The organism is Bradyrhizobium sp. Pa8 (assembly GCF_052588265.1).
Genome location: NZ_CP176768.1, coordinates 232,341 through 257,438, shown reverse-complemented (window position 1 = coordinate 257,438; position 25,098 = coordinate 232,341). Strand labels below are relative to the sequence as shown.

General features: G+C 60.5%; 20 protein-coding genes and 3 pseudogenes. 6 read left to right on the top strand and 17 right to left on the bottom strand.

The window, feature by feature from the left end:
• Positions 1 to 22 precede the first annotated feature (22 nt).
• From ACKWRH_RS46500 to ACKWRH_RS46480, 5 genes and pseudogenes are all read left to right on the top strand, one after another.
• Positions 23 to 163: a hypothetical protein gene (locus ACKWRH_RS46500; protein ID WP_445222708.1), complete on the top strand. Its 141-nt coding sequence runs from the start codon at positions 23 to 25 to the stop codon at positions 161 to 163.
• Positions 163 to 468: an IS3 family transposase gene (locus ACKWRH_RS46495; RefSeq protein WP_445222707.1), complete on the top strand. Its 306-nt coding sequence runs from the start codon at positions 163 to 165 to the stop codon at positions 466 to 468. Before ACKWRH_RS46500 ends, ACKWRH_RS46495 begins: the two co-directional genes overlap by 1 nt.
• 178 nt (positions 469 to 646) lie before the next feature.
• A pseudogene (locus ACKWRH_RS46490) lies at positions 647 to 1,323 on the top strand (IS3 family transposase); the annotation flags it as partial.
• A 658-nt stretch (positions 1,324 to 1,981) separates the two neighbouring features.
• Positions 1,982 to 3,511, top strand: a complete 1,530-nt coding sequence (gene ltrA, locus ACKWRH_RS46485) for a group II intron reverse transcriptase/maturase (RefSeq protein ID WP_445222706.1) — start codon at positions 1,982 to 1,984, stop codon at positions 3,509 to 3,511.
• Between the two features lie 64 nt (positions 3,512 to 3,575).
• A pseudogene (locus tag ACKWRH_RS46480) lies at positions 3,576 to 4,043 on the top strand (transposase); the annotation flags it as partial.
• A gap of 295 nt (positions 4,044 to 4,338) precedes the next feature.
• On the opposite strand, the gene ACKWRH_RS46475 reads toward ACKWRH_RS46480, so the two are convergent.
• The 4 genes from ACKWRH_RS46475 to ACKWRH_RS46460 form a co-directional block, all read right to left on the bottom strand.
• The gene (locus tag ACKWRH_RS46475; protein ID WP_445222705.1) at positions 4,339 to 6,495 is read right to left on the bottom strand and encodes a peptidase domain-containing ABC transporter; all 2,157 of its coding nucleotides are present in this window, start codon (positions 6,493 to 6,495) and stop codon (positions 4,339 to 4,341) included.
• Positions 6,496 to 6,524: 29 nt separating this feature from the next.
• Positions 6,525 to 7,688: an HlyD family secretion protein gene (locus tag ACKWRH_RS46470; protein ID WP_445222704.1), complete on the bottom strand. Its 1,164-nt coding sequence runs from the start codon at positions 7,686 to 7,688 to the stop codon at positions 6,525 to 6,527.
• A gap of 825 nt (positions 7,689 to 8,513) precedes the next feature.
• Positions 8,514 to 8,816: a hypothetical protein gene (locus tag ACKWRH_RS46465; RefSeq protein WP_445222703.1), complete on the bottom strand. Its 303-nt coding sequence runs from the start codon at positions 8,814 to 8,816 to the stop codon at positions 8,514 to 8,516.
• Between the two features lie 784 nt (positions 8,817 to 9,600).
• On the bottom strand, positions 9,601 to 10,626 hold the full coding sequence (locus ACKWRH_RS46460; protein ID WP_445222702.1) for an IS110 family transposase: 1,026 nt from the start codon (positions 10,624 to 10,626) through the stop codon (positions 9,601 to 9,603).
• Positions 10,627 to 10,872: 246 nt separating this feature from the next.
• Here ACKWRH_RS46460 and ACKWRH_RS46455 point away from each other — a divergent pair.
• Positions 10,873 to 12,115, top strand: a pseudogene (locus ACKWRH_RS46455) (IS5 family transposase).
• 487 nt (positions 12,116 to 12,602) lie between these two features.
• Here the strand turns inward: ACKWRH_RS46455 and ACKWRH_RS46450 are convergent.
• The 13 genes from ACKWRH_RS46450 to ACKWRH_RS46390 all read right to left on the bottom strand — a co-directional run bounded on the left by ACKWRH_RS46450 (position 12,603) and on the right by ACKWRH_RS46390 (position 25,070).
• Positions 12,603 to 12,845, bottom strand: a complete 243-nt coding sequence (locus ACKWRH_RS46450; RefSeq protein WP_445222701.1) for a hypothetical protein — start codon at positions 12,843 to 12,845, stop codon at positions 12,603 to 12,605.
• A gap of 157 nt (positions 12,846 to 13,002) precedes the next feature.
• On the bottom strand, positions 13,003 to 14,169 hold the full coding sequence (locus ACKWRH_RS46445; RefSeq protein ID WP_445222700.1) for an LPD7 domain-containing protein: 1,167 nt from the start codon (positions 14,167 to 14,169) through the stop codon (positions 13,003 to 13,005).
• Complete coding sequence (locus tag ACKWRH_RS46440) at positions 14,153 to 16,099, bottom strand: type IV secretory system conjugative DNA transfer family protein (protein ID WP_445222699.1); 1,947 nt, start codon at positions 16,097 to 16,099, stop codon at positions 14,153 to 14,155. Before ACKWRH_RS46440 ends, ACKWRH_RS46445 begins: the two co-directional genes overlap by 17 nt.
• Positions 16,065 to 17,096: a P-type DNA transfer ATPase VirB11 gene (virB11, locus tag ACKWRH_RS46435; protein ID WP_445222698.1), complete on the bottom strand. Its 1,032-nt coding sequence runs from the start codon at positions 17,094 to 17,096 to the stop codon at positions 16,065 to 16,067. The genes ACKWRH_RS46440 and virB11 overlap by 35 nt, the downstream gene beginning before the upstream one ends.
• Positions 17,093 to 18,238, bottom strand: coding sequence for a type IV secretion system protein VirB10 (gene virB10, locus ACKWRH_RS46430; RefSeq protein WP_445222697.1), 1,146 nt, complete (start codon positions 18,236 to 18,238; stop codon positions 17,093 to 17,095). Before virB10 ends, virB11 begins: the two co-directional genes overlap by 4 nt.
• An 11-nt stretch (positions 18,239 to 18,249) precedes the next feature.
• Complete coding sequence (gene virB9, locus ACKWRH_RS46425; RefSeq protein WP_445222696.1) at positions 18,250 to 19,101, bottom strand: P-type conjugative transfer protein VirB9; 852 nt, start codon at positions 19,099 to 19,101, stop codon at positions 18,250 to 18,252.
• Positions 19,098 to 19,769 (bottom strand): virB8 family protein, encoded by a 672-nt coding sequence (locus tag ACKWRH_RS46420; RefSeq protein WP_445222695.1) that lies wholly within the window; start codon positions 19,767 to 19,769, stop codon positions 19,098 to 19,100. Before ACKWRH_RS46420 ends, virB9 begins: the two co-directional genes overlap by 4 nt.
• Before the next feature lie 348 nt (positions 19,770 to 20,117).
• Positions 20,118 to 21,104, bottom strand: a complete 987-nt coding sequence (locus ACKWRH_RS46415; protein ID WP_445222694.1) for a type IV secretion system protein — start codon at positions 21,102 to 21,104, stop codon at positions 20,118 to 20,120.
• A gap of 11 nt (positions 21,105 to 21,115) precedes the next feature.
• On the bottom strand, positions 21,116 to 21,361 hold the full coding sequence (locus tag ACKWRH_RS46410) for an EexN family lipoprotein (RefSeq protein ID WP_445222693.1): 246 nt from the start codon (positions 21,359 to 21,361) through the stop codon (positions 21,116 to 21,118).
• On the bottom strand, positions 21,358 to 22,080 hold the full coding sequence (locus tag ACKWRH_RS46405; RefSeq protein ID WP_445222692.1) for a type IV secretion system protein: 723 nt from the start codon (positions 22,078 to 22,080) through the stop codon (positions 21,358 to 21,360). Before ACKWRH_RS46405 ends, ACKWRH_RS46410 begins: the two co-directional genes overlap by 4 nt.
• Positions 22,077 to 24,443 (bottom strand): VirB4 family type IV secretion/conjugal transfer ATPase, encoded by a 2,367-nt coding sequence (locus tag ACKWRH_RS46400; RefSeq protein ID WP_445222691.1) that lies wholly within the window; start codon positions 24,441 to 24,443, stop codon positions 22,077 to 22,079. Before ACKWRH_RS46400 ends, ACKWRH_RS46405 begins: the two co-directional genes overlap by 4 nt.
• Entirely contained in the window at positions 24,436 to 24,774 is a 339-nt protein-coding gene (locus ACKWRH_RS46395; protein WP_445222690.1) for a type IV secretion system protein VirB3, read from the bottom strand. Before ACKWRH_RS46395 ends, ACKWRH_RS46400 begins: the two co-directional genes overlap by 8 nt.
• Complete coding sequence (locus tag ACKWRH_RS46390; protein ID WP_445222689.1) at positions 24,774 to 25,070, bottom strand: TrbC/VirB2 family protein; 297 nt, start codon at positions 25,068 to 25,070, stop codon at positions 24,774 to 24,776. Before ACKWRH_RS46390 ends, ACKWRH_RS46395 begins: the two co-directional genes overlap by 1 nt.
• Positions 25,071 to 25,098 lie beyond the last annotated feature (28 nt).

Genomic DNA, 25,098 nt, shown 5'->3' with positions numbered 1-25,098 from the left:
TTTTAGCGCGGAGGTCCGGAAGATGAGCACGCCGGACCGTCGAGGAATGCTCGATCGCGCCGACATGGCGCTGTCGATCCGCCGGCAATGCATGTTGCTTGGCATCGCGCGCTCTGGGGTCTACCGGCCGCCACGGCCGGCCAACGACAGCACCTTGCCCTGATGCGGCGGATCGACGAGCTGTTCACCGCCTGGCCGTTCCTGGGCTCGCGGCGAATGACGGCGATGCTGAAGGTTGAAGGGCTTCAGGTCAATCGTAGGCGCGTGCAGCGGTTGATGCGCAAGATGGGCATCGCGGCGCTGGGACCAAGGCCGAACACGACGAGGCCAGCGCCGGGCCACAAGATCTATCCCTATCTGTTGCGCAACTTGACGATCGACCGGCCAAACCAGGTATGGGCGGCCGACATCACGTATCGTGCGCCTCGCCCCGAGGAATCGGGGAAGCGTATGTTTGGAATGCATTGAGAAAGCAGGAAATGTGATGAGCCTGCTTCCTGCTGTGGGGAAGTATGAGCCCAAGCGGCGGTGACCTGCTGTCAACTGGCAGGGTGACGTAAGAGCCGGCCCCGGAATTCTGCACAGGGCGATAAGTGGAGTTTCTGCCTGACAGCGGGCACGCTGTGCCTGCAAATCAGGAGCGACAATGAGCAGAAGAACGTGCCGGAACCACACACCCGCCTTCAAGGCGAAGGTGGCGCTCGCCGCCGTGAAGGGCGATCGAACGTTGGCTCAGCTTGCCGAGCAGTTCGACGTCCACCCCAATCAGATCACGACGTGGAAGGCTCAGCTTGAAAGCAAGGCCGCCGATGCGTTCGGTCCTGGCGGCGGCTCTGGAGCGGAGCAAGCAGCCGTCGACGTGAAGTCGCTGCACGCCAAGATCGGCGAACTGACGCTGGAGAACGATTTTTTAGAAGGAGCGCTCACCAAGGCGGGATTGCTGAGCGCAAAGCGATGATCGACCGTGAGCACGAGCTGCCGATCACCAGGCAGGCGGAGGCTTTGAACATCAGCCGCGGCAGCGTGTACTACCTGCCGCGGCCGGTGCCGGACGCCGACCTTGCGATCATGCAGCGCCTCGACCGGCTGCATCTGGAGTTCCCTTTTGCCGGCTCTCGCATGTTGCGAGGGCTGCTGGCTGCCGAGGGGTGCAAGATCGGCCGTCGGCATGTGAAGACGCTGATGCGGCGGATGGGGATAGAAGCGCTCTATCGCCGTCCACGGACGACAAAGCCCGAGCCGGGCCACAAGATCTACCCGTACCTGCTGCGCGGGATGGAGATCACGCGGCCGAACCAGGTGTGGGCGATGGACATCACCTACAGTGCGCCTCGCCCCACATTTGGGGAAGCGCGTATGACTGGAATGCAAAAGCGAAAGGAGGAAGAAAAAAAAATGACTTGTCCCCTGCTGTGAGGGGACACGAGCCCAAGCGGCGGTGACCTGTCGTCAACTGGCAGGGTGACGTAGCCCGCAGGTAAAGGGGATTGAGGCGAAGCCGTTAAGCCGAGATGGTCCCCGAGGCTGAAGTATTGGAAGGTTGAGGAACACGAACCGGTTCACCCGCATCTGAGGGCTGAAATGTCGCCTCCGCCTACACGGCTTAACAGGTGGAATGCTGATGATGTCGCCGGACAGATATGACGGCCGGCATCCGAACGCGAGCCCAGATGTAAGGACGCTCGCGAGGGGTCATGGGGAGAACGCAGCCAGACCATGGCATCGGCATCGACTTGCGGAAAGCAAGGGAAAAGACTGCGACCGGCAGCCTCACCAATACGATGACGTCCAGCATATGAACGAGGGAAGGCATGATGGAATACCCACGATGCTTTGTGTCGCAAGGGAGTTGACCCTGACGTCCACCATGCTGGCGGAGTTTCCGTAGTAGTCCGCGGCAGGGAAAGCCTGCCACATGGCGAAGGGGAACAGTTCAAACTGCTTGGAGTGCAAACTACCTGACCCAATGAGGTGAAGACCTTTGATAATCAGTGAAATGCAGCACAAGCTCGCGACATGGGCCGGGAGCGATCCGAACCGAAGGTTCGATCGCCTCCTTCGGCTGATTGCCAACCGGGAATGGCTTGCCGAGGCCGCTCGGATTGTTCTGGCGTCAAGTGGCGCACGAACACCGGGCATCGACGGAATAGATAAGCAACGACTGCAGGTCAGATTGGATCAGCATCTGGATGACCTGCGGAAAAGCCTGCTGGAGGAGAGTTATCGCCCCCAGCCGGTGAAGCGAATCTATATCCCGAAAACCAACGGCAAGCTACGCCCACTGGGCATTCCGACTCTGACGGATCGCATCGTCCAACGAGCCATGCTCATGGCCATGGAGCCAATCTGGGAAAGCGACTTCCATCGCCTATCCTATGGCTTCCGGCCTGAACGGAGCGTGCACCATGCCGTCCGCACCGTGAAGATACAGCTCCAGGATGGAGCCGACATGACGAGGGGCCGCTGGATCATCGAAGGTGATCTGGCAAGCTACTTCGACACGGTCCATCACCGGCTGCTTATCAGATGTGTGCGGCGACGAGTGCAGGACGGGCGGTTTGTTGATCTTCTCTGGCGGTTCCTGAAGGCAGGTCACATTGACCGTGACCTGTTTACAGCCTCCAGCGAGGGTGTTCCGCAAGGTGGCGTGCTGTCACCGCTCTTGTCCAACATCATGCTCCACGAGTTTGATGCGTGGCTGGAAGCGAAATACCTGAGCGACAAGGCTCGCAAGGACCGCTGGGCATGGAACTTCGGCATCAAGCTTGGCCGCCCGATCACGGTTCGAGAGAACCGGCAATGGAAGCCGGCGGTTGCTTATTGCCGATACGCTGACGACTTTGTCGTCATCGTAAAAGGGACCAAAGCTCAAGCAGAGGAAATCCGCGAAGAATGCCGCGCCTTTCTGGAAGGCAAGCTGAAGTTGACGCTGAATATGGAGAAAACCCATATCACTCACGTCAATGACGGCTTCGTCTTTCTGGGGCACAGGATCATTCGCAAGCGAGGGTCGCACGGGCGCATGTCCGTCGTCACAACGATACCCAAGGAAAAGGCGAAGGGGTTTGTTCGCAGGCTCACTGAAGCCCTTTCCGGCAATCATAGTGTCAGCACGGTCGACATGATCGCTGGCCTGAACCGTCAACTGGCGGGATGGGCAGCGTTCTATAAGTTCACCGACTTCACCGCGCACGTATTCCGGCGCATCGACCATGTCGTATTCTGGAAAATGGCGCACTGGCTGGGGCACAAATACCGGTCTCGCATCAAACCTTTGATGCGGAAATGGTACCGACCCCCGGAACCGGGCAAGGCGAAAACCTGGCTCGTGTTTGGTCGAAATGAACGCGGCGGGCCCCACGGAAAAGCACTTTACCGGCTTGTCTCAAGTCCGAAGGCGCAGTTCCGATGGCGCAATCCGGAGGAAAATCCCTACATCTTCCGAAAAGAAGCCCGCAGCACTGTCACCTCGCACTATCAGGATGTTGCTATGGCCATGGGCCAAGCTTGAACAGAGAGCCGTATGCGCTGAAAGGTGCACGTACGGTTCGGGGAGGAGAAGCGCGCTCGCGCTTCTTACTCCACTCCCGATGGCGCGCGGCTTCGTCTATTTGGCGGTTGTGCTCGACTGGTTCAGCCGCCGCGTGCTGTCGTGGCGCGTATCGATCACCATGGAGGCGGCGTTCTGTGTCGAGACGCTTCAGGATGCCCTGGCTCGTCACGGCAAGCCGGACGTCTTCAACACGGATCAGGGCTCGCAGTTCACCGGACAGGCTTTTACCGGCGCGCTCGCCGACAACGGCATTGCGATCAGCATGGACGGCAAGGGAGCCTGGCGGGACAACGTGTTTGTCGAACGGCTATGGCGCAGCGTCAAATACGAGGAGGTGTATCTGCGGGCCTATGACAGCGTCAGCGAGGCCCTCGCGTCGATCGGCCGATACCTCGACTTCTACAACGGTCGGCGCCCGCATTCGAGCCTTGACGGCGTCACCCCCGATCAAGCCTACTTCAACCCGCTGCCACTCCGCTTGGCAGCCTAATCTTGGCAGAGGCTCCACTTATCGACGCGGAAAATCTGTTCAGACAACCGGGACCAGCTCTCACGACCGACTTCATGACTGAGGGCCATCGGTCTTCGTTGCAAACCATCGTCGTGCGTTCGAACCACGACCACCACTTTGGACGCGTGGCTGAACACGGCGAAGAATGAGCGCGACCCGGAGAACGCGCGCTATTACTAGCTCCTCAGCATCAGATCTTGAAGGCCATCGAAGACGGGGACCGGGACTTCAATGCAGTGTTGCTCGGATGCACACAGCAATGACAGTAGAAATATTAGCTGGTTCCAAGTTGTGCCCGCCACAATCGAGCGTAAGCACCTTCAGCTGCCAGCAGATCAGGATGCCTTCCTTCCGCAACAACCCGTCCATTGTCCAAGACCACGATCTTGTCGGCCTCGCAAATGGTGCTCAGTCGATGAGAGATCGCGATGATGATCTTACCGGCCCGACGCAATTCCTCAACCGCCCCTACGACAAGCGCCTCGGCGACCGAATCGAGAGAGGAGGTCGCCTCGTCGAGGATCAGGATTTCCGGGTCCCGGTACAGGGCGCGAGCCAGGGCTAGACGCTGCTTCTCGCCGCCGGACAGGCGTACGCCGTTCTCGCCCAGATAGGCCTGGAAGCCACCGGGCCAGCGGTCGACCACCGACCGCAGCCCTATTTGATCGCAGATCTTCACGATCTTCTCGATGTCCGGCTCGGACTCACCAAGGGCGATGTTATCGATCACCGAGCCGGAGAACACGTCGACCGACTGCGGTACCGCAGCGACAACTTTACGCAGGGATTCAGTCGAGAGGTCCTGGAGGTCATGCGGGCCGATCCGGATACATCCACGCTCAAGCGGATAGAGATTCTGCACCAGCGCTGCAAGGGAGCTCTTGCCGGAGCCGCTTTTCCCCACCACGGCCGTCATCTCGCCTCGGCGGAAGGTGATGCTGAGATCCTGGAAAAGCTCAGGCTGCGCGCCATGCCGAAACGTGACGTTCTCCAGGCAGATATCGCCAAGTTCGGACTTGGTGGCATCGATGCTGCCACCGCTTGCCGGCTCCAGGTCGAAGATCTCGAACAGGCGATCCGCGGCGATAAACGCATCCTGAGCGATCCGATTGGTTTGGATCAGGCTGGCAACCGGCCGGGTAATATAGCCAAGCAGCGTATAGCAGGACAGTAGTTCGCCGGGCGTGACGCTCTGATCGAGGACAAGCGTCGTACCGAACCACATAAGCACGACGGTGAATAGGCTTGAGAGGAGGGTTGAGGCATTGTCTCCGAAGACCGAGATAAGGCCGGCGCTATAGACGGAGTGTAGCATCTTGATGAAGCGGGTCTCCATCTTAAGATTGGCCAGGCTCTCTATACCGAATGTCTTGATCGTGGAGACCGCTCCTAGTGATTCAACCAATTGCGCTTCCAGATCGGCGGCATTTTCCATAATGGTGCGCTGGCGCTTCCTATTCAGCCAATTGATGGTCCAATAGACCAATAAGTATAGTGGGATAGAGGTCGCCACGACCAAGGCGATCTTCCACGAGTAGACGAACATCAGCCCGAACGAGAACAGTATCACGAGCACGTTAACCACCATGGTGATCGAGACTTCGTTCAGGAAGCTTCTGATCCTCATTGCGTCGTTCATACGGGAGACGATTTCACCTATACGCATGCTGTCGAAAAACTTCTGGGGCAGGCCCAGGACGTGATTGTAATAGCCGAGGATCAAGCAGACATCGATCTTCTGTCCCGTTTGCAGGAGAAGCCGATTTCTGAGGAGATTGATCAGAGTCTGCGGCAGCAGGATCAGCAACATGGCGACACTCATCAGGTTGAGTAGGTTGTGGTTGCCCGCTGCGATCACATGATCGACGATCTTCTGGACGTAGATAGCCGTCGAGAGGCCAAGGATCGTCGTCACCAGTGACCCGATGAGAGCCTGCGCCATCAGCTCCCTATGTGGCGCAAGCAGACGGGCGAAGCGGACGAAGGACGAGGTGGTCTCGTCGCGGCGCTGGAATATGTCTGCCGGAACCAAAAGCACTAAGACGCCAGTCCATTGCATCTTAAATTCTTGGTGCGACAACTTGCGGATTTCGCCATAGGCCGGGTCCATGACGATGATCGACCGGCGGTCGATCGCCTGTATGACGACGAAGTGGTGTAGGACCTCCTTAACGACTAAATGCGCGATGGCGGGCTTGGGAATCTTGTAAAGGCTGTCGAACCCACCCTTCACCCCTTTGGCGATGAAACCTAACTGTTGAGCCGCTTGCATGAGGCCCGACACCGTGGTGCCGGAGCGGCCGGTCGACGCATACTGGCGGATGCGTGACAATGGCAGCTTGTAGCCATAGAAAGCTGCGACGGAAGCAAGACTGGCGGCTCCGCAATCCGTGGCGTCGCGCTGTTTGTACTTGATGACGTTACTCGACATTGACGCTCACTGTTTCTGAAGAGGAAGAATTAACCGCCTGCAAGGAGCGGATTGAGCCAATCGTCGACCTCATTGTAGAAGAGTTGGAGGAGGCTGCGGTCGGCCACGAGGAAGCGGGCTCGCACGGTCATGCCTTTTTTCAACTGACCGATGACCCCGTTCTTGAGCGTGAGATGACTGGCAGAGAGCGCGCAGCGGACCTTAAAGATCGGGTTTTTATCGTGGAGGGTGAAGTCCTGGGCCACGTTGAGCACTGTCGCCTCTAGAACGCCCCATTGATTGTAGTTGAAGGCATCCACCTGGAGCCGCACTGACTGGCCGGTTCGCACGAAGCCAATGTCGTTGGGGGAGACGTAGATCTCCGCCACCAGTTCGCCATCCGGCGAGACGCGAGCGACAGTTTGCCCCGCCTGGACGTAGCCACCAGGGGTGAGGCCGGAGAATTGCTCTAGAGCACCGGACACGGGAGCTCGAATCCGGGTCAGATCTCGTTCGTTCTCGAGCTGATGCAAGCTGGCAGTGAGTTCCTTCAAGCGCAGGTTCGTGTCGAAGAGCTGTTGGTTCCACTCGGCGGCTTTGCGACGGGCGAGGATCTCGCCTTTGACCTCAATGCTCTGGAGAGCGAAAGCCCGTTCGTCGACCGCCTTTGCGGGCGCTGCAGCAACGGAGAGCAGCCGCTTGGCGCGCTCGAGTTCTGCCGCGGCGTTACTGCGGGCATATTCATTCTCCCGCAGCAGGTTCAGAAAATGCAGCCGCTCGGCCGTGGCGGACTCGGTCAGCAGCTGGATCGGGTCCTTGGCTTCTGTTCCGGAGGAGATTAGGGTCTCGAGGTCACGGGCTAGATCGCCCTTGGCGCGAATTTCGCCTGTAACTGCTCTGAGCTTCTCCTCAACCACCGCGGCATCGAGGGTGAGGATCTCTTGCCCCAGGGCAACCACATCGTTCTCAACGGCAAGGATACGCGAAATGCGCCCTGAGACGGGCGCGATCAGGGGAGTTTTCTCGATGGTGGGACGAATGGTGCCGGCGCTTTGAACAGAGACCGTTACGGTAATGAGTGGCAACGCCACCAATGCGGCGACCACAGAAAGCACAATGATCTTGTAAATGAGAAAAGATCGTCCTGATTGCCGGGAGAGGATGCTCTCGGCCGTATAGCTCACAATTTCAGGAGGAAGTAAGATATTGGTCATTGTTCGATTATGTCACAAGGTTTGCGATCGTTAATTTGGTAGCGAAACCGCCAGTCTGCACCATGCGACGTCAGGCGGTTGCGCATCTAACTCGCTTCAGATGCAAGTGCGGCGGATGACAGCTGCCACGCAGCCATAGCCGCGAGTGCAGTTGCGAGAACTACTCCCTCCGGAAGGTTCAGATGCTTCTTCAACTGTTAATTCAGCCACATCTCAGGCTTCATGGCTCCCCTCTTTCCAGATGGTAAGCACCATCAGCGATGCCGATTGGCGGGCTTCGGCCTCCGCCGCCGATCGAGATTAGTCATCTTTTGGTCGCGAGCAAGATCGGCTTTCGCGCGAATCTGGCCTCTACGAGGGCATAAGAATAAGCCTGCCAGCGAACGCGAGTTACGATCGCGTCTCTGGCAGGCTCGTAGTCAGTTTACATCAACCCTCTGTCCCCGGCGGGGGGCAGGGGATTGGCTCAATGGTGATACCGCCACCCGGCGACGGCTTAAAAATGATACATTTGTCGCCTCCCGAAGTTGAACATGCTTCTTCGAGAGTCAGTTCAGTTACATCATAATCGGACATGTCGCTTTTCATTTCTTGACTCCTTTTCCGTGAGGACGGTCAGCGGCCGCTGCCGTCACGAATGACGTCTTCAATGTTCGTGCCAGTTGCACAGGGGAATTCCAAAAGCCGCTCTTTTATTTTGTTCAGTGACTTGGCTGAGCGCGTGGTAGCAAACTCTGAATGATCGTGTTGCGAACGCGACAAATCGACAAAGATAACGCCAAAACGACATATCTCGCACGGCCTGGTTGCTCACCGGTTGTCGTGCTATAAGGACCGAGCAGTTCGGACAACATCCTTGCTCATCCCAAGGCGCTCGGCAGGCGAGAAGTGGGAGTTATCATTCGCCGAACTCAAGAGTTGGCGCAGCGCCCCTTCCATCCAAAGCTCGGAGTTTTTGTCGATCGCGTCCCGAACAAATTGCCGCAGGGCCGGCAAGCCGGACTGCAAGTCGCGCAGTTTATGAAGCAACAGATCCGCATGGAGCATGCGGAAATGGAGGTCGTCCGGCATCACGGCGACAGCCTCTTCGACGGCCGAAAGCGCCTTCGCCCAATCCCCGGCCTTCAACGCGGGCGGCCAAGGGTCCTGACCGCGTCATTTGGTTGTTCACTGCATCTAATCTCCGCAATGCGGTGCGGCAGTTCATTGGTGACAAAATCGCTGAGCAGCCAAGCGAGCGTTTTCGCTGCCGGCCAGCAATGCTAACGCGCTTGTGCGAAAATAGCCCCTGCGCCGGGTGCGGCGACTGGTCGCGAGTGGAAATGGAGAAATTCGCGGTGAGCTGAACGGGTGGGTTGGTATTCATCTGGTCTGCCTTTGGGGCGCATATACTCAGCAGCGCGTTGCAATAAAGCGCGAACGACAGCGCGGCGGTGGGGGCACGCCCCACCGTGTCCAGGCCGAGGGGCGCGCGCATGGTCGCATTCTGCCGACAGGCCTGCGCCATCATCGATGGCGACAGCCTGATACCATTGAGGAAGTCCAGCAGGTTTTGCTCCACTGGTGCCAAGGCAATCTCGGAATCGAGCCTCGCAGCCAATCGTCCGTGAAATTTGACCAATGCCTGGCTTGCGGGCTCGAGCCTCCGGCCGCGCAGTGAACTGGGGTACGGCGCGATCGGGCAGGGTGTCAACCCCGATCGACAAAAATGATCCCCTGCCGGGTTCATGGTTCTTTCCGCGGTCGTCTCTATGCAGTGAGCGCCGCATGATGGCGTTCAAGAAGTGTGGCATCTCGATGTTAAGAGCGCGGTGCGTTACCGCCCGCAGGGGCGACTTCGAGATTGCCAACACCTTCGTCCCGGCAGGGACGCATTTTCCGCCGAGGCGGATCTCGGTTGGTTAAGGCTGGTTCATGCGGCGCGCATCTCTGCCTGGAACTCGGTGCCATCGGTCCAGATGGCATGGAGGATGACAGCCATTTTGCGAGCGAGAGCAACCTTGGCCTTTTTTGTGCCGATGCGTTTGGCCAGCTTGCTGCCCCAGCGCTTGAGCGCAGAACCTCGCCGGACGACGGTCAGCAGGACGTTCGCGGCCTCGAACAAATAAGTTCGAACCTGGTGGTTGCCACGCTTGGAGATGCGGCCAGTGCGATCGATCTCACCGGATTGATAACGTCTTGGTGTCAGGCCTAAATAGGCGCCCACGTCGGCGGAATGTCTGAAGCGAGTGGGGTCGTCGATGGTAACGACGAAGGACAGGGCAGTCAGGGGACCGATACCGGGAACGGTCATCATTCGCCGAACAGTTTGGTCGCTTTTTGCCATGGCCAGGAGTTGTCGATCGAACTTCTCAATTTGCTCGGTCAAACAGGACTGGGCAAGGAGCAGCGGTGCGAAAATCTCTTGTAGATCCGGCGCATCAGCAAGCACGGCGTCGACTTTGCGAGCCAGGTTGGTCGAGCCGGCCTTGCCGAGCACTATTCCCACCCCCTTGCACAGACCTCGCATTTGGTTGTCAATATCTCGCCGCAGATTCACCAGCTTGGTTCGAGCCGCCAGCATTGAGCGGGTTTTCCAGCTCTCTGCCCCCTTCACGGCAGCTTCTCGGTACCACCCCATGCGCGCCATTTCGGCTAGCCCCTTGGCATCGTTCTGGTCCGACTTGTTGATGCGCATCGATAACGCTGCGTTGGCATGACGTGCATCAAGGCAAATCACCGGAAAGCCCAGCGCTCTGAGTTGGTGCCAGAGCCAATTGGAAAGCGCGCCCGTTTCGAAAACGATCCGCTCAGCATTGCCGGCATGCCGCCGCAAGAGTTGAGCGATCGCCTCCGGATCGGTGGACACGCAACCTTCGAATGACACGTCGCCGCTCTGGTCCAAAACGCAAATGCTGGTCTCTTCCATAGAGATGTCCAAACCAACGTACTGCTTCATGGAGCTGCTCCCTTTCGATAATCTGCTGAGGCCGATCCTACCGCCCCTCGTGTCCTCAAGAAGTCGTCAGCCGCGATTACGCCATGTTAAGAGCGACCAAGTGACTGATCTGGAATCGTAATCTGGCGGATCGGCTGTTTTGCGATTGCAGGGTTTTGATGCTTCGGGCATCGGAACCCTGCAATTTCGTTTTGAGGATTCCATCGAATCGCCAGTCATGATTCCGTCCTCGCATCGGAGGTGGCGATGCGACCGAAGAAGCCCAAAGCGACGGGATCGGGCGATCTGTTCCGGGCCAGGCTGGACCAGATCATCAACATGAAGCACGAGCTGGTTCAGCTCGCCGGCAAGGTCGACTGGGACTGGATCGACGGCGAGATCGCGCCGCTCTACAGCGAGAACGGTCGGCCGGGCATCGCGACCCGCTTCATGATCGGGCTGCTCAAGCACATTTACGGCCTGTCCGATGAGGGGGGTGCGAGCGTTGGGTCCACGACCCGTATTTTCAGTACTTCACCGGCGAAGAGTTCTCGGCCGGCGCGTTGCGCAGCCAGGACCTCAAGCGGGTCACGGTCGATACCACCGTGCAGCCGAAGGCCATCACCTTCCCGACCGATGCCAAGCTGCTGCACGCGGCAATCAAGGGGCTTAACCGCCTGGCGAGGAAGCACGGGGTCAAGCTGCGGCAGTCCTATCTTCGCATTGCCAAGACCGGGGCGATGATGGCGGGACGCTACGCCCACGCCAAGCAATTCAAGCGGCATCGGCGGCAGTTGCGCATCCTGCGCAGCCGGCTGGGCCGGATCATCCGCGATATCCGCCGCAAGATCGAAGGTCAGGCCGTGCTCCCGAACGCCTTCGCCCTCCCGCTCGGCCGGGCCTCGCAGATCCGCTCGCAGCAGCAGCACCAGCGCGGCTGGAAGCTTATTCCTTCCATGCTCCAGAGGTCGAGTGCATCGGCAAGGGCAAGGCCGCCGCGCCCTACGAGTTCGGTGTCAAAGCCTCCATCGTCACCAACAACCGCCGTGCTCCTGGCGGCCTGTTCGTGCTGCACGCCAGGGCGCTACCCGATAACCCGTACGATGGTCACACCTTGCGGGACGTCATCGACCGCACCGAGACACTCACCGGCTGTGCGATCGAGCGGGCCTATGTCGACAAGGGGTACCGCGGCCACGACGCGCAAAATCCTCGTCGCGTCTGCATCTCCGGCCAGAAGCGCTGTAGCGCGGCGTCTTCGGTATCATCAAGCGCGAGCTACGCCGCCGCTCCGCCATCGAGCCCATTATCGGACACCTGAAGAACCGATGGTCACCTCGGCCGATGCTACCTCAAAGGCCGCCCCGGCGATGCGGTTAACGTCATCCTCTCCGCCGTCGGCCACAACTTCCGCCGTATCCTCGCCTGGCTCAGAGAACTTTGGTGCCTGCTCCTGATCCAGCTCTGCCGCACGCGAGCCTGTCCGGCACCGCTCAATTCGGCTTATTAACGGACGACAAATTACAGGCCCGCCCCCCCGCGTCATAAAGCGCGCATGCCTTGTGTGGATCTGGCTGGGCGTCCTTCAATTTGGAACTGAAAACGAAGCTTGGCATCACGCGAGACTTTCGATGATTGGAGCCGCTCCGATGCGGCCGCAAAGAGCCCGTCACCGCGATACAGATCGAATCCTAAGCCGAATAGCGGCTTCCGTAAGCTGCAAATTCTTGTAGTTGACCGCCCTTCGGGCCGAATCGCTCCAGATCAACGTCCTCTCGATCAGAGCGTGTGTCTGCATCTTGCCGCTTGCTGAAACCGTTCACCAGGTTCGCAAGGTCTTGCTCAGCAAAACGAGCGAGCCGGCGACGCGACCTTGGTACTTTGCCCATTGGGCTCGTCGGCGAGCTACCTCGGGGCGATCGCGTTCGTCAGCCGCCACGCTTTTTTTGAAGCTGAGCTTCTCGGCATGCACGAAGTCCCACACCGATAGTCGATCTTCAGGTCGCGACCGGCGAGCTCGGCAAGAGACTGCGTATGGTGAAATCGCCGTCCCTGATCCGCTGCGACAGCCAGATTGCGTGGTCTCCCGAAACCGCCTTCGGCTTGTGACCGCCCATCTGGCCAGGCTCAACGCTGCCGCTCTCCTCGACCCGCTGCATCCAGCCGATGGCAGTACTGATCGCCACCCCAAACTGCTTGGCGGCACGATTGCGCGACATCCCGCGCTCGATGGCGGCCACGACACGCACGGAGATCCAGAGAATAAGGCTTGCCTATCCATGCTGGCGTCCAATCCAGCCAGCATGGTAAATCAGAAACACGCTGATTTTTGGATTGTCTTCGGGCGGGGTTACTTTCCCAAAAGCCCAATGCGGCCCATTGATGGACCTCGTGCATTCAGCGCTGACGCTCACGCACTGTCGCGCGTTCACCAGTCTGAGCTATTCGGATCTCCTTATCTCGTTCCGATGGATGACGATCTCGAACCGGTTCCATGACTGTTGCACGCGAAAACGAATGCTCCTTCTCAAGATGCTGGGCGATGCGCTCCCTGGCGAAAGCCATAATGTTCTGGCGAGCATTCTCATCGTTCGGCAGAGCGCGTTCGACAAGCTTGTTGATGACGGCAATCTGGGATTGGGCCGCGAGCAGGTCGGAATCATGCGCGGCCGCCGGTCGGTCTGCACGGCGTGCCTCCACCGTCACACTCCACCTGTTGCGCCACATCTGCCGCCGTTCAATGCTAGCGAGTCCTGTGGCGGCGTCTATGGATTTGATTGCCCTCATGACGGATTCGACGCCATCCCTGCGCAAAGAGATGCGGTCGCCAGGCCTGCCGCCGCTATTTGCGACGTCCGTTTCAAGCCCGACGCCCCACACCTGATGTTGCCGGCCATCATCCAGTTCAATGGCTACATAGGTTGAGGGCTCGGCGTCGGCGCGGTTGCGGTAGGGGCCATGACCGACCTCCATAAGACGTCCAGAAACGCCCTTGTCGTAATCGAGCCTATCCGCCTGCAGCGGCCTGTCGGAGGCGGAGCGAGCCTCTGCATCGTTGGCCCGGGCCTGGGCTCGATCCCATGCGACTCGCCGGTCAGCGAGCGCCTGGCGATCAGGCTCGCTTGGCTGATAGCCTTTGACATCCATCCCGCGCGCGCTAGCCTCGAGCCAGGCCTCGCGTCGGAACTCGACAGAACCACGGACGTGAAGTGCCTCCCAGTGGCGATATTGTGCCACGCTGACCATGTCCCGGATCACTTCTGCGGCAGCTATGCGGGTGACCAGGCGATCGTCAGTGGCCTTGAACGCGAGGTACTCTTTCCGCTCATCGGCATAGAGCCGGGCTTCGCGGTCGGATCCATCCTTTTGGGGTTCACTGGCCACCACGTAATATTTCCGATGGATGCGCTCCGGAAACGCACTATCGGTGACCTCCGCAGATGAAGGCTTGTTGGGGGCTGTTGCTACGGACTCGTCGTCCCCCTTGTCTCGGGCGGAAGCGCGCCCCGTGCGACGTCGCCGCTCCAGGCTGAAATCCTCGCTCGCGTCATGCCCGTCGTTCATGCTGCTCACCCTTCTGCTTCCGGCCGGCCCGCCGCGCTGGCGGGATGGCCTGGGCATCGATGTAGTTCAGGGTCCAGGCTTTCATCTCGTCCTCAGAGAGTCCTTCGAGGTCGACGTCTACATCCCGAAAATCGAAGGAGGCGTCGGCGGGAATTGTGGAGGGATCGGCCACCTCCTCGTCGGTCATCGGGCGAGACCGGAAAACCGCGCGAAGCTCGGCGACCTCGGAGCGAAGCTCCTTGATTTCGGCGTCAATCAGCGCGGTCGAGCGGCCCCTCGGTAGCTTCGGGACAGGCGCCGGTAGCAGACGTGAGACGAATGCCTTGTCTTCGTAGTAGAGGATCTTGTCAGCGATAACAGGCGGAATGCCGGTGCCGAGGATGAAGGCCTTGGATTTTGGGAGCAGTTTGAGCTCCTGCGGTAGCATCAGGGCGCGGCGATGTTCAGAAATCGTCTCGCTGGTCGAGCGCATCGCGAGTCCTTTCGGTCCGCTGCGGCTACGCGCTTTCACGGTGTCATAGCCGATGCGTTCGGAAAGCTCATTTGCTACGTCCTGTTCTTTCGGCGCGAACACCACCTCGACGGCATGGTTGGTCATGAAATTGCGGGCCGCGTCGATTCCATAGATTCCGCGTAGCTGGGCCGGACTCTGGACCACGGTGAGCAGGCGGATGCCGTAACCGGCGATGAACGCCACCGATTTCGCGAGTACGTTGACATTGCCCAGCGCCGGAAATTCATCGAGCAGCAGCAGCACCTTGCGATTGAGTTTGGGATTTTGTTCCGGCAGCTCGCGGGTATTGAGATCGACCACCTGCTGAAAGAACAAGTTCAGAAGCGGCGCCATGCGGTCGAGATTGTCAGGGGTCACGCCGAGATAGATCGACATCGGTCTTTGCCGCAGCTGCCGCAGATCGAAATCATTGGTCGAGGTGGCGGCATCGATGCGAGGGTTGAGCCAGAGACCGAGCCTCGCCGTGACGGTCTTGCGCACCGAGTTCATGGTGTTTTCGGAGGCCGCGAGGAAGTCGTTCAACGCCGTGATGCAGTGTCGCGACAGTGGCGACGGGCCGGACTTGCGAACGGCGATGAGTTTCTCAAAATGTGCCTTGAGGTCGGGCGCCGCAGACAGCTGGTGCAGGATCTCACCGATCGTCAACGGCAAGCCCGGCGTTTCCGCGACATAGCCGCCGATCGCGACAAAGGCCGACCGTGCGGCCTCGAACCAGAAGGGATCGCCGCGACTTTCGGCCGGAAACAACATGACGGAGATGCGCTGCAGATCGTCGTAGAGGTCGGCGGGATCGCTGCGCACATAGCCCAGGGGATTGTAGCGCGCGGTGCGACCATTCTCGTCGAGTGGGTCGAACAGATAGATCTCCTGCCCGTGGGTCGCCCGAAATCCCGCCGAACGATCCCAGTTTTCTTTCTTCACATCCAGAACGACGACCGAATCCGGCCAATTGAGCAGGTTTGGAATGACATAGCCGACGCCCTTGCCGGCACGGGTCGGAGCGTAGACCAGGACGTGCTCCGTTCCGCCGAAACAGAGCAGCGCGCCGTCCTTGCGGCCGAGCAGCACGCCTTCCTTGGATCGCAGGCCAGCGGCCTTGATTTCGCGCTCGGACGCGAAACGCGCGCTGCCGTGAAGCGGGAGGGGACGGTGCCGGAAGATGGCGCCGAGCAGGCCAAAGACCGCAACCACGCCGGTGAGGGTCGACAGGGTGAGCCAGCGGTCGAAACGTGGGTCGGCGCCGTAACGGGGCCAGCCCGTGGCGATCTCCGACCAGTGCAGGCCGCCATCGTGAAGCCCGAGCCCGAGCAGCAGCACGTTTGAGGCGATGAATAGGAACAGCGCGGAAGCCGCGAGCGCGACCGTGATCGCCTGCGCCGCCCTAACTGAGGTGGTCGCGTTTGCGAACGGGGTCATAATATATCTCCGAAATGCGGTAGCGGCCGTCCCGCTTCTGCATCTGGATGACGACGTCGACGAGAAGCAGCAGCAGCGCGCGGATGTCATCGCGATGCAGGTCGCGGCCTTCCGCGCTTTCCTTGACCAACAACGTCAGCTGCTCGAAAGCGAGCCGGGCGCTGTCGGCATGAACCGTCGTGATCGATCCTGGATGGCCGGAGTTCACATTCCTCAGATAGAAGAATGCCGTCCCGTCGCGCAGCTCCTGCAGCAGAATGCGATCCGGCCGCATCCGCAGGCAGGACTCCAGAAGTTCGCGCGGTCCAATTTTGGCGACACCCTGCCCGTCCTTGGCGTAGAGCAGCCGCACGCAATTCTGATGAGGGATGACAAGCTCAGCCGTGTCCTCTATGGTGATAAGCCGCTCTTGTGCCGGGATCGCCGCGATCAACGCCTTGGATAGCGTCGTCTTTCCCGAACCAGTCGCCCCGGAAATGATGATATTGCGGCGCGTTGAGACGGCGAGCTCGAGGAAGTCGCGCCAGGCGCCGGCTTCTTTCAGGGCCAGAAGCCGATGCTCGTCGGCAGTGAGTTCGTCATCGGCGACACGGACCTCATCGAACAGTTTTGCCCGCTCGAAGGCGTCCAGTGTCATCGTCAAAGCCGACGGCTTGCGGATCGTAAGACTGACCATGCCGGCTGGCACCGCCGGCGGCACCACGATCTGGCAGCGCTCCTCGCCGATCAGAGTGGTCGACACCACTGGGTGCTCCGGACCGATGTCCTGACGGGTGTGGCCGGCGGCGGCAGTCGCAAGGTGTGAAAGATAGGCATGCGTCAGAGCTGGCGCTTCGTGCCGGGTCCAGCCGCCGGGACCTTCCACGAAAACCTCGCCGGGACGGTTGACCACGATTTCGGTCAGGGATTTGTCTGCCAGAAATGGAGCCAACGGCTCTAGATAGCGCGCCAGCACGAGCCGGCTGCCATCGCGTTCGATGGAGTGTACGGCGCTCACTTTGTCACCATGGCCGGGGCTGCGAGGCTCCCGGGGATGGTGCGGTCCAAGATCTGCGTGCGGGTCTCGACCCGCCGCAGTTGATAGACCGAGGAGAAATCGACGTCGCGGGCGACAAAGATATTGACCAATTCGCCCTGGTTCTTGTTGAGGGTCGGCGGAATGTTAATGGACTGCTCGACGGCGATACCGGTGGCGGTGTTGGTCGCGCCGGTGGTGTTGTTGATCTGGATGGAGCTGTCCTGCAGTTGCTGACGTCCGATCGAAGAGGCATCGCTGACGATCGACAGCAACAGCGCCGAGCCGAACCGTTCAAAGAAGTGGGTGTCGATGTCGCCGTCGAACCCGGCGCGCCCCAGCGCATCGGTGGCCGGCGAGGCCAATGCCGCAATGACGCCGGTCGGCGTCTTAGCGCGGGTCCACAGTACGAATAGGCGTTTTGAGCCGCGCCGTACGTTGCCGCGATATTCGCCGACCACTTGCGTGCCCTTTTCCATCAGCACCACGTTGCCGGAGTCCGACATCACGTCGCGCACGACGACGCAGGAGACGAACCCGGCCACGTCCGAGGACATCGCCGTCTCCAGGACGCAGGGGATCGAGGTGCCCTGGGTGACCAGCAGATTGCGGTTGGGAAGCCGCGCCGCGCGCACGCCCTCGATCGGCGTGGGCTTCAGCTTGTCGGCAAGGTCGTTGCGCAGCTCGCTCCGTCCAAACCCATAGGGGGCGGTGACGACGCTTCCGGTCACGCTGTCGTGGGCCGCGCGTCCCGCGGAACTCGGTCGGTTATAGGCCAGCACCGGTGCGCGCCGGGCGCTCTCCAGAAGCTGGTCGGAAGCGGGTGCGGGGGCCGCTGGCGTGGCTGCGACCGGGGCGGCTCCAACCGAGGCCGTGGTAACAGGTGTGGCTGGCGCTTCCGGGATAGGCTCGAACGCCGCCGCCTGGCGGATCACCAGCTTGCGGGCGGAATCGCTGACCGGCTTATCGCCCTTCCAAGTGCCCCAAATGATCAGAGCGGCAAATGCGGTGAGCGCCAGCGCGCCGAAGCCGCGTTTGAGCATCGCCGCGCGATGATTGTCCCCTCCGCCCGCAGGCGTAATGCCACGGTCGCCGGCGATCGTCTCATCGTCATGTTCGGTCATGTCGCGCTTGCCTATCGTGGCCTTCTGGTTGGTGATGATCTCTTCGCCCGGCGCTCGATCGACGGGCTGGTGGTATTGGTACCCGGGTTAATCCCCACCGCATCGAACGCTTCGTTGAAAATGCAGAGCACGTTGTCGCCTTTGCGCAGCCGAAACTCCCGGGCCGTCGCGTGAAGGACCACGAGCTCGCCGCGGACGTCCTTGGGCACCAGGCTTTCCGAGCCGTCGGAGTTGATCAGGTAGATCGCGGGGATTTCGCGGTTGCCCGCGAAGCGGAACGTGGTCTCCTTGCCGTCGTCAAAAACGGCTTCCGGCTCGAGGTCGATCGAGCCCTGCGCCGAAAACCGCCAGTTACGCGCGCCATAGGCATGATGCAGGTCGAAGGTCTGGTCGATCAGTGCGCCTTCGCGCTCGGCGCCGCGGGCGGCCGCCTCCGCACGCCGGCGTTCGATCTCGTCGCCGGGATAGGCGAAGCGGACGACGAAGTAGCTGTCTGCAAGCGTCGTGTCGGCGATCGACAACTCGAACTGATACGAGCGCTTGCGGCCGTCTGGGCGCGTGGTGACAACCTGCAGATTGGTTGGCGGATGCTTTTCGCGCGGCTTAAGGAACAGGATCGAACCCGCCGGTGCAACCTCCCATGCGACTGCATCGCCAATCGCGACATGCGCAACCTCTTCATCATCGGCAAACAACACCTGGGTGGATGCCCGGATCATGCCGTTGACCCGGACGACATTGGCGGGATCGTAGGTCACCGTGCGCACACGGGCATCGTGTTGACCCGGTGACGGCTGTTGCAACGCCAGAACCGGCCCCGCAAACCCCAGCGCGAAGGTCATCAAGAGAGCGAAAGACCTCATGGCACGACCTCCGGATCGGCGCGATATTCCGAGACCAGAAAGCCGAGGGGGTTGATCAGACGGTCGGCGGAGGACATCGGCGCATTGGCATAGGAAAACGTCAGGGTGGAGACCCAATGGGTCACGCGCGTCTCCTCTCCCTTGCGGCTCTCTTTCATGAAGCGCACGGACGCGACATTGTCGGCCAGGAGCGAGATCGCCTTGATCCGCACGGTGGCGACCCCGAAACGGCCTTGAACGACTTGCGGGCTTTCGGGATTGGAGCCGCGATACCAGGCCGCGAAACGGGCCTGTTCGCCCTGCCCCGAGAGTAGCGAGATCGTCCGAAAGTTTGTTTCGGCCTCGGGAAAGCTGTAACCTTCGCGCGCGCGAACGTAGCGCCCAAGAAAGTACTTGGTGACGGCTTCATCATAGCGCGCCGGCGACGAATTGAGGGCGGAGACGGTGTCCACAATGCCGGTGGCATTATCGACCCGGATGACGAACGGCTCGACCGTCTTTAGCGGCGCTAGTGCTGCGACCGCGCCAACCGAGGCGACGGCCAACGCGCAGGCAAGCGCGGCAATCACCCATGCTGTTCGCCGCGAGCGATGCGCCGATAGCAACAGATCCTGTTCCCACCGCCGCGCATTGTCGAAATAGGTTTTCAGGTCATCGTGCCGGACCATCTCACGCCTCCTTGCCGCAGGAGCGGTAAGAGGCTGCAATGTTGGCCGGGCCTGATGCAGCGAGTTGCGTGGAGGGTGCTACCGGGCTGGCCTCGCCTTTGCGGATGACAGGAGCCGGTGCGGATGGCGGAATTGGCGATTCTGGCGTGGCCAGCGGCGTCCCGGTCTCCCAATCCCATAACGAACGATTGAGCGGTCGGCGAGCCAGACCGTCACATGACGGCGGCGCCTTCGACCAGATCGCGCAGCCGCCAAGCTGAAATGCGATGACGCAGATGATGAATAGTCGACGCCACATCGTTCTGATGCCCCTATCTGTCTTTCTCGTCTTTTGCCGACGAATACTGCTTACGCGGCTGTGGTCCCCTGCGATCGGGGGCGCCGCATACTGCCGCCCTGCCGGCTCGCTTTTAGTGCGGCCAGACCGCGGCCGGCTGACCAGCGAGCACCGGCATAGGCGCCGCCGGCGGCGGCCGTGGCGTTCGCAATCATGGGGCTTGTGACCAGTCGGCTCGCGAGCGACGCGCCGCCCCCGGCGAGGCCACCTGCGATGATCGGCAGTTGAAGCGCGATGTAACCGGACAGACCGAGCACCGCGCTGATCGCGACCGCGGCCACCACCATCTCGCCAGCGGTGCCGGCGTTTGCCGCGAACCTGTCGATGAAGCCGGTAACGGTGGTCAACATCAATCCGACCAGAGCGACCACCAGGACCAGGAGGATCACAAAGTTCGCGACCTGCCGAAGCCAGGCTTCCGTAAACGGCCGCGTGGCCTCAAACAGTCCAAGCGCAATGAAGATCGGGCCGAGTGCGATGACGACGCCCAGACCAACTTTGGCATAGAGCAGGATGGCAAACTGCAAGAAGGACCCAACCGCCACAAAGACCAGGAGAATGGCCGCAATTAGTGCGGGCGCGATGTTAGTCAGACCGGCTTGTTCGTAAATCCGGTTGGCGACGTCAATTCCTTTGGACAGAAGCTGATCGAATGGAGCTCCGGAATTCGTGTTCAGTCCTGAGCCCGTCAAGGCATTGCCGATCTCCCTTGGCAACGAATCAAAGAACAGCCCGGTGACGTACTGTTGGAACGTGCTTGAATTGGTCGCGAGCAACACCACGACCACGACCCGCATTGCCCGCCAGGCAAACTCCATGATTGGCTCGGAGATTGCGCCCCGCATCACCGCAAAACCGTAGAGGATGACATAGAGCATCACGGCGGTGCGGAGGGGACCATCAATGTAGGAGGCAAGATTCGATGCCGAAGTCGACACGAATGTCGTGATCGGCTGCTCGAATTCCTTTAGAAAACTATCAAAGACGTTTACGGCCATCGTGGCGATCCTTACTTCAGGGCGTCTTTCATCTCTTGGATGGTGATCTTGTTGCGAGCCTCATTCGAGTTGATGCAGTTCGGCGCCATTCCCAATTCTCCGGGATTGTCGCGGCACGCCTTGATGGCCACCGCCAAATCGTCCCGATGATCGAGAAACCAGCCGACGGTCTTCGTCTGCTCGACCCTGTCGGCCTCGTTGCAACCAGTTAGGGTGATGGCGACAGTGATCACCAGAATGGATGCCTTCATCGTCATTGTAGGGCTGCCTTCATTTCATCGACCAATTGGCGCTGCTTCTCGCGCTCCCGCTGGCCATCCATGTCCGTGCGGGCCTGCTGGATCATTGCGAGACCCTGCATCCGAAGCACGTCGTTTTGCAGCAACGCCTGTTCGGCTTGCAGCCGCGCCGACAGGTCGAGGGTCTCCTTCACATCGGTTGCCGAGCTGATGCGGGTTCTCAGTTCTTCGAGTGCATCGATACGCTGAGAGGCGGTGTCGTAGACCGCCTGGCCCATGGAGTGCTTGGCGCCGGTCTGCCGCGCGATCCGGTCGAGCTCGTTCTGGTAATACGAATTGCCGCTGTTGCCTGCATAGGCGCGGTTCTGCGAAAGATAATGGTTCATCGCGTCGGCGAAGTTGCCGCCACCCTGCCCCGCGACAAGACGTTCGATGTCAGAGAACTGTTGGGGCAGAACTTTCCGGAACTGCTGCGTGTTCAAGAGCGCGCCAATGTCGTTGGCGTTGGTTCGCTTGTTGAAGCTGTCGTAGAGCTGCTTGGCTTGGTTCAATTGATCCTGCGCCACCTTGAGCTGGGACGTCAGGGTATCGACCTGCTTCTTCAGTTCCGTCAGTTGCTCGAATTGCCGTGCAAAGACGCTAGGATCGAACACAATCTCAGCTCCTGCAGGTGATGCCATCAGGAGGGTCAAGATTGAGACGGATGTGAGGATCGTCGGGATACGCTGAACCATCATCGGATTGTCCTCCGTTCGGCGTGAAATACTGGCAGCCATTGGGCCGGATCATCGCCGACCTCGGCTCGAACGCGATCGAGCAGTTCGACCGTTTCGGTTCGTCCGGACAGCACAACGAGCGCATCGTCGAAACCGCTGAGATCAAGCTCCGCCACCACCGAGTTGTGGCCCTGCTTGACGAGAAACCGTCGGCTTTCGGGCGCGAGCTCCTCCTTGATCAGGCGGAATTCCGTGTCGGTGAGATGGAATCCGTCGACATAGTCGGAGCGCGTTCCCCGCGCATTTGGCAGGAAGATTTGCGTGGGGCATTGCTCGACAATGGTGTGGGCGATCGGGGAAGCGAGCGCGTCGCGTGGCGACTGCGTGCCGAACACGATGACGCCGTTCTGCTTGCGGATGGTTTTCAGCTTGTTGTTGGCGAGATCCCGAAATGCCTCATCGCCAAGCGCCTTCCAGAACTCGTCAATGTCGATGATCAGGCGCCGGCCGTCGATCAGGCGCTCCACGCGATGGAACAGATACATCATGAGCGGCGTGCGAACGGCCGGATGATCCAGCAGATCGGTCATGTCGAAGCCGATGAATCGGGCCTCCAGCCCAATGGCATCCTGCTCGCCATCCAGCACCCAGCCGAAAGGAGCCCCCCGGCACCATCGCTCCAATCGGGCGCCGATTCCTTCGCGATCCTGCTGGCCGAGAAAAGCCCGCAGCGCTCCGAACGAGCGCTCCGCCTGCCGCAGGTGACCAAGCGCTCGCAACCCGGAATCAATCCGCTCCTCCTCGGATACGGTCAGCGCGCGGTCTTCTGGCGTAACGAGCTTCCGGATAAGAGTGCCCAGGAAGGAAAGATTGGCTGGTGTCAGCTCCAGCGCCTTGAGCGGCGCGCAGCCGGTCCCAAGTCCATTGTGGAGCGTCAGATAGGTCCCCCCGGCGGCACGGACGAAAATCTCCGCGCCGCGGTCCTTGTCAAAGAAGACGTAAGTGGCGCCGAGCCGCTCGGCCTGCGATAGCAGGAAGTTCTGCACGACGGTCTTGCCGGACCCGGAGGGGCCGCAAATGAAGGTGTTGCCGAGGTCGCCGTGATGAAAGGAGAAATAGAACGGCGAGCCGGATGCGGTCTTGAGCATCGCAACCGCAGGTCCCCAATGGTTGCCGGCTGGCCTTCCGGTGGGATAAGTGTGGAACGGGGAGAATGCCGCGAAATTGCGCGAGGTGATCGCCCCCGTTCGTGCTCGGTACTTGAACAGTCCGGGAAGCTGGGCCCAATAGGCCGCCTCTAGGCCGAGATCCTCGCGCGCCACCACGGCACCCGCATCGGCCAGTGCTCGCCGCGCCAAGCTCATGTGATCCTGCAGCTGCGACGGCGTCTCGGCGTAGATCAGCAGCGACAGATGATGGTCTCCAAGCGCGAACCTGTTGGATTCGAGATCGTCGAGCGCGTCTGAGAGCTCATCGACCTGCGAGGCGGCCGGATCCTGGGCCGACACCAACTGGTTCTGCTTGCGCGTCAGGACCGTCTTGGCGTCGACCTTCGACATAAACGCGAAGGATTGCGTGAGGACAGCCTCGAAAGGCGCGGAAAGCAGCGCGTTCAACAGGCCAGGCTTGGTGGACGCCGGATATTCCTTGAGTCCAAACATGCCAGCAAAGCGCGATCCACCCGCGCTGCGGATTTCGATGGCTTCACGGCCGAAGATGACGCGGTTTGAGTAGAGTGCGGGGCCGACCGGCCCTTGCGGCAATGGCATTGGCATCCACTCGCCCGAGGCGATGCCGTGAAGCAACTCCATCGGCTCTGAGAAGGTGATGCCGTTGCGCTGAATCAATCCGAGGGCATGGGCGCCGTAACGCTCCAATGCCGCGACGATATCGCGCCTGGAATCGTTGAGCCGCTTCAAGCCGTCGCTGTCGACCTCGAGGGCAGCCGCAGCGCTCCGGCCAAGCCGTTTGATGAACGCGGCCGCCGCGTCAGCGGGGGCGCGACCGGGATGCCAAACCAACGTCAGATAGAGATCGTTGCGAAATAGCGCGGCCTTGCGAAGCCGGTCGCGATATTGCGCGTCGAGGGACGCGGCAAATGTCGATCGGAACCCACCGTCCGGATAGTCCGATGTCCGGCGTCGCACCAGATGGGTCCAGAGCGCCAGCCGCGGATCCGCAACATTGCGCAGAGTAAGGTTCAACTTGGCGTGCAGGTCGTTCAGATCCGTCGTCTCGGCGGTCTCGAACGAGGCGCCGTCGAGCCGGATTACGGTGAGCAGGGCGCGCGTTGTAAGACTGATGACCGTGTCGGTGACGTGCCGGCCGAACGGCAGGTAGACATCGGGGGCGATCTCCCGGGTTTTCAGCGCTGCGTTACGCATAACCAAGGTCTCGTGTTCGATATCGCCGAACGAGTTTGAGCGGCGTGCAGGACGATCCGCCCCAGAATGACGCGTTGCGCGTGCGTCCGCGGGTTTCGATCCAGGCGAGCAGAATCCGGAACATGTTGGGGTCGTGCCGGCAGATGATGCGGCAAAGACCATGGATCGGAATCGCGACCAGACCGTAGATGATGCTTCCGGCCACCAGGAACAGGATGCAGGAAAACATCACGTTGAGCGCCATGGCTTCCATGGTGACGCCGGCAATCATGGCCGGACGCGTGCAGGCGAGGAACAAGGTGTCCTCCGTGAGACGCCCGGCCTCGACCATCACTTACCTCCGGTCAACGTCGAGACCACCTCGGAGGCGCCGAACGTGATGGCGACGCCGAGCACGACATAGGCGGCCTTGCGCAGATCGAGATAGCCGAACATCCAGGCGATGCCGACGATGATGACCGCCAGCGTCGCTAGCAGGCGGGCGACGTTACCGGTCAACATGTTGACGATGTTCTGCAACACGCCCTCGATGTTCGCGGTCTGCGCCAGAGCGGGTTCAACCAAGGCGATGCTGAGGACGGCTCCCATGCAAAGAAGGGCAGCGGAGTGTTTAAGAGGAGAAGTCATGACACGGCTCCGATGGGCAGTGCAGCCG

Bases quoted from the DNA above. Each gene is read 5' to 3' on its own strand.
- virB10 (WP_445222697.1), bottom strand. From the start codon at position 18,238: ATGACCGAACATGACGATGAGACGATCGCCGGCGACCGTGGCATTACG.
- ACKWRH_RS46470 (WP_445222704.1), bottom strand. From the start codon at position 7,688: ATGACCAATATCTTACTTCCTCCTGAAATTGTGAGCTATACGGCCGAG.
- ACKWRH_RS46495 (WP_445222707.1), top strand. From the start codon at position 163: ATGCGGCGGATCGACGAGCTGTTCACCGCCTGGCCGTTCCTGGGCTCG.
- virB9 (WP_445222696.1), bottom strand. From the start codon at position 19,101: ATGAGGTCTTTCGCTCTCTTGATGACCTTCGCGCTGGGGTTTGCGGGG.
- ACKWRH_RS46400 (WP_445222691.1), bottom strand. From the start codon at position 24,443: ATGCGTAACGCAGCGCTGAAAACCCGGGAGATCGCCCCCGATGTCTAC.
- ACKWRH_RS46475 (WP_445222705.1), bottom strand. From the start codon at position 6,495: ATGTCGAGTAACGTCATCAAGTACAAACAGCGCGACGCCACGGATTGC.
- ACKWRH_RS46440 (WP_445222699.1), bottom strand. From the start codon at position 16,099: ATGACCCCGTTCGCAAACGCGACCACCTCAGTTAGGGCGGCGCAGGCG.
- ACKWRH_RS46395 (WP_445222690.1), bottom strand. From the start codon at position 24,774: ATGGTCGAGGCCGGGCGTCTCACGGAGGACACCTTGTTCCTCGCCTGC.
- ACKWRH_RS46420 (WP_445222695.1), bottom strand. From the start codon at position 19,769: ATGGTCCGGCACGATGACCTGAAAACCTATTTCGACAATGCGCGGCGG.
- ACKWRH_RS46390 (WP_445222689.1), bottom strand. From the start codon at position 25,070: ATGACTTCTCCTCTTAAACACTCCGCTGCCCTTCTTTGCATGGGAGCC.
- ACKWRH_RS46415 (WP_445222694.1), bottom strand. From the start codon at position 21,104: ATGGCCGTAAACGTCTTTGATAGTTTTCTAAAGGAATTCGAGCAGCCG.
- ACKWRH_RS46405 (WP_445222692.1), bottom strand. From the start codon at position 22,080: ATGATGGTTCAGCGTATCCCGACGATCCTCACATCCGTCTCAATCTTG.
- ACKWRH_RS46500 (WP_445222708.1), top strand. From the start codon at position 23: ATGAGCACGCCGGACCGTCGAGGAATGCTCGATCGCGCCGACATGGCG.
- ACKWRH_RS46445 (WP_445222700.1), bottom strand. From the start codon at position 14,169: ATGAACGACGGGCATGACGCGAGCGAGGATTTCAGCCTGGAGCGGCGA.
- ACKWRH_RS46410 (WP_445222693.1), bottom strand. From the start codon at position 21,361: ATGACGATGAAGGCATCCATTCTGGTGATCACTGTCGCCATCACCCTA.
- ACKWRH_RS46460 (WP_445222702.1), bottom strand. From the start codon at position 10,626: ATGAAGCAGTACGTTGGTTTGGACATCTCTATGGAAGAGACCAGCATT.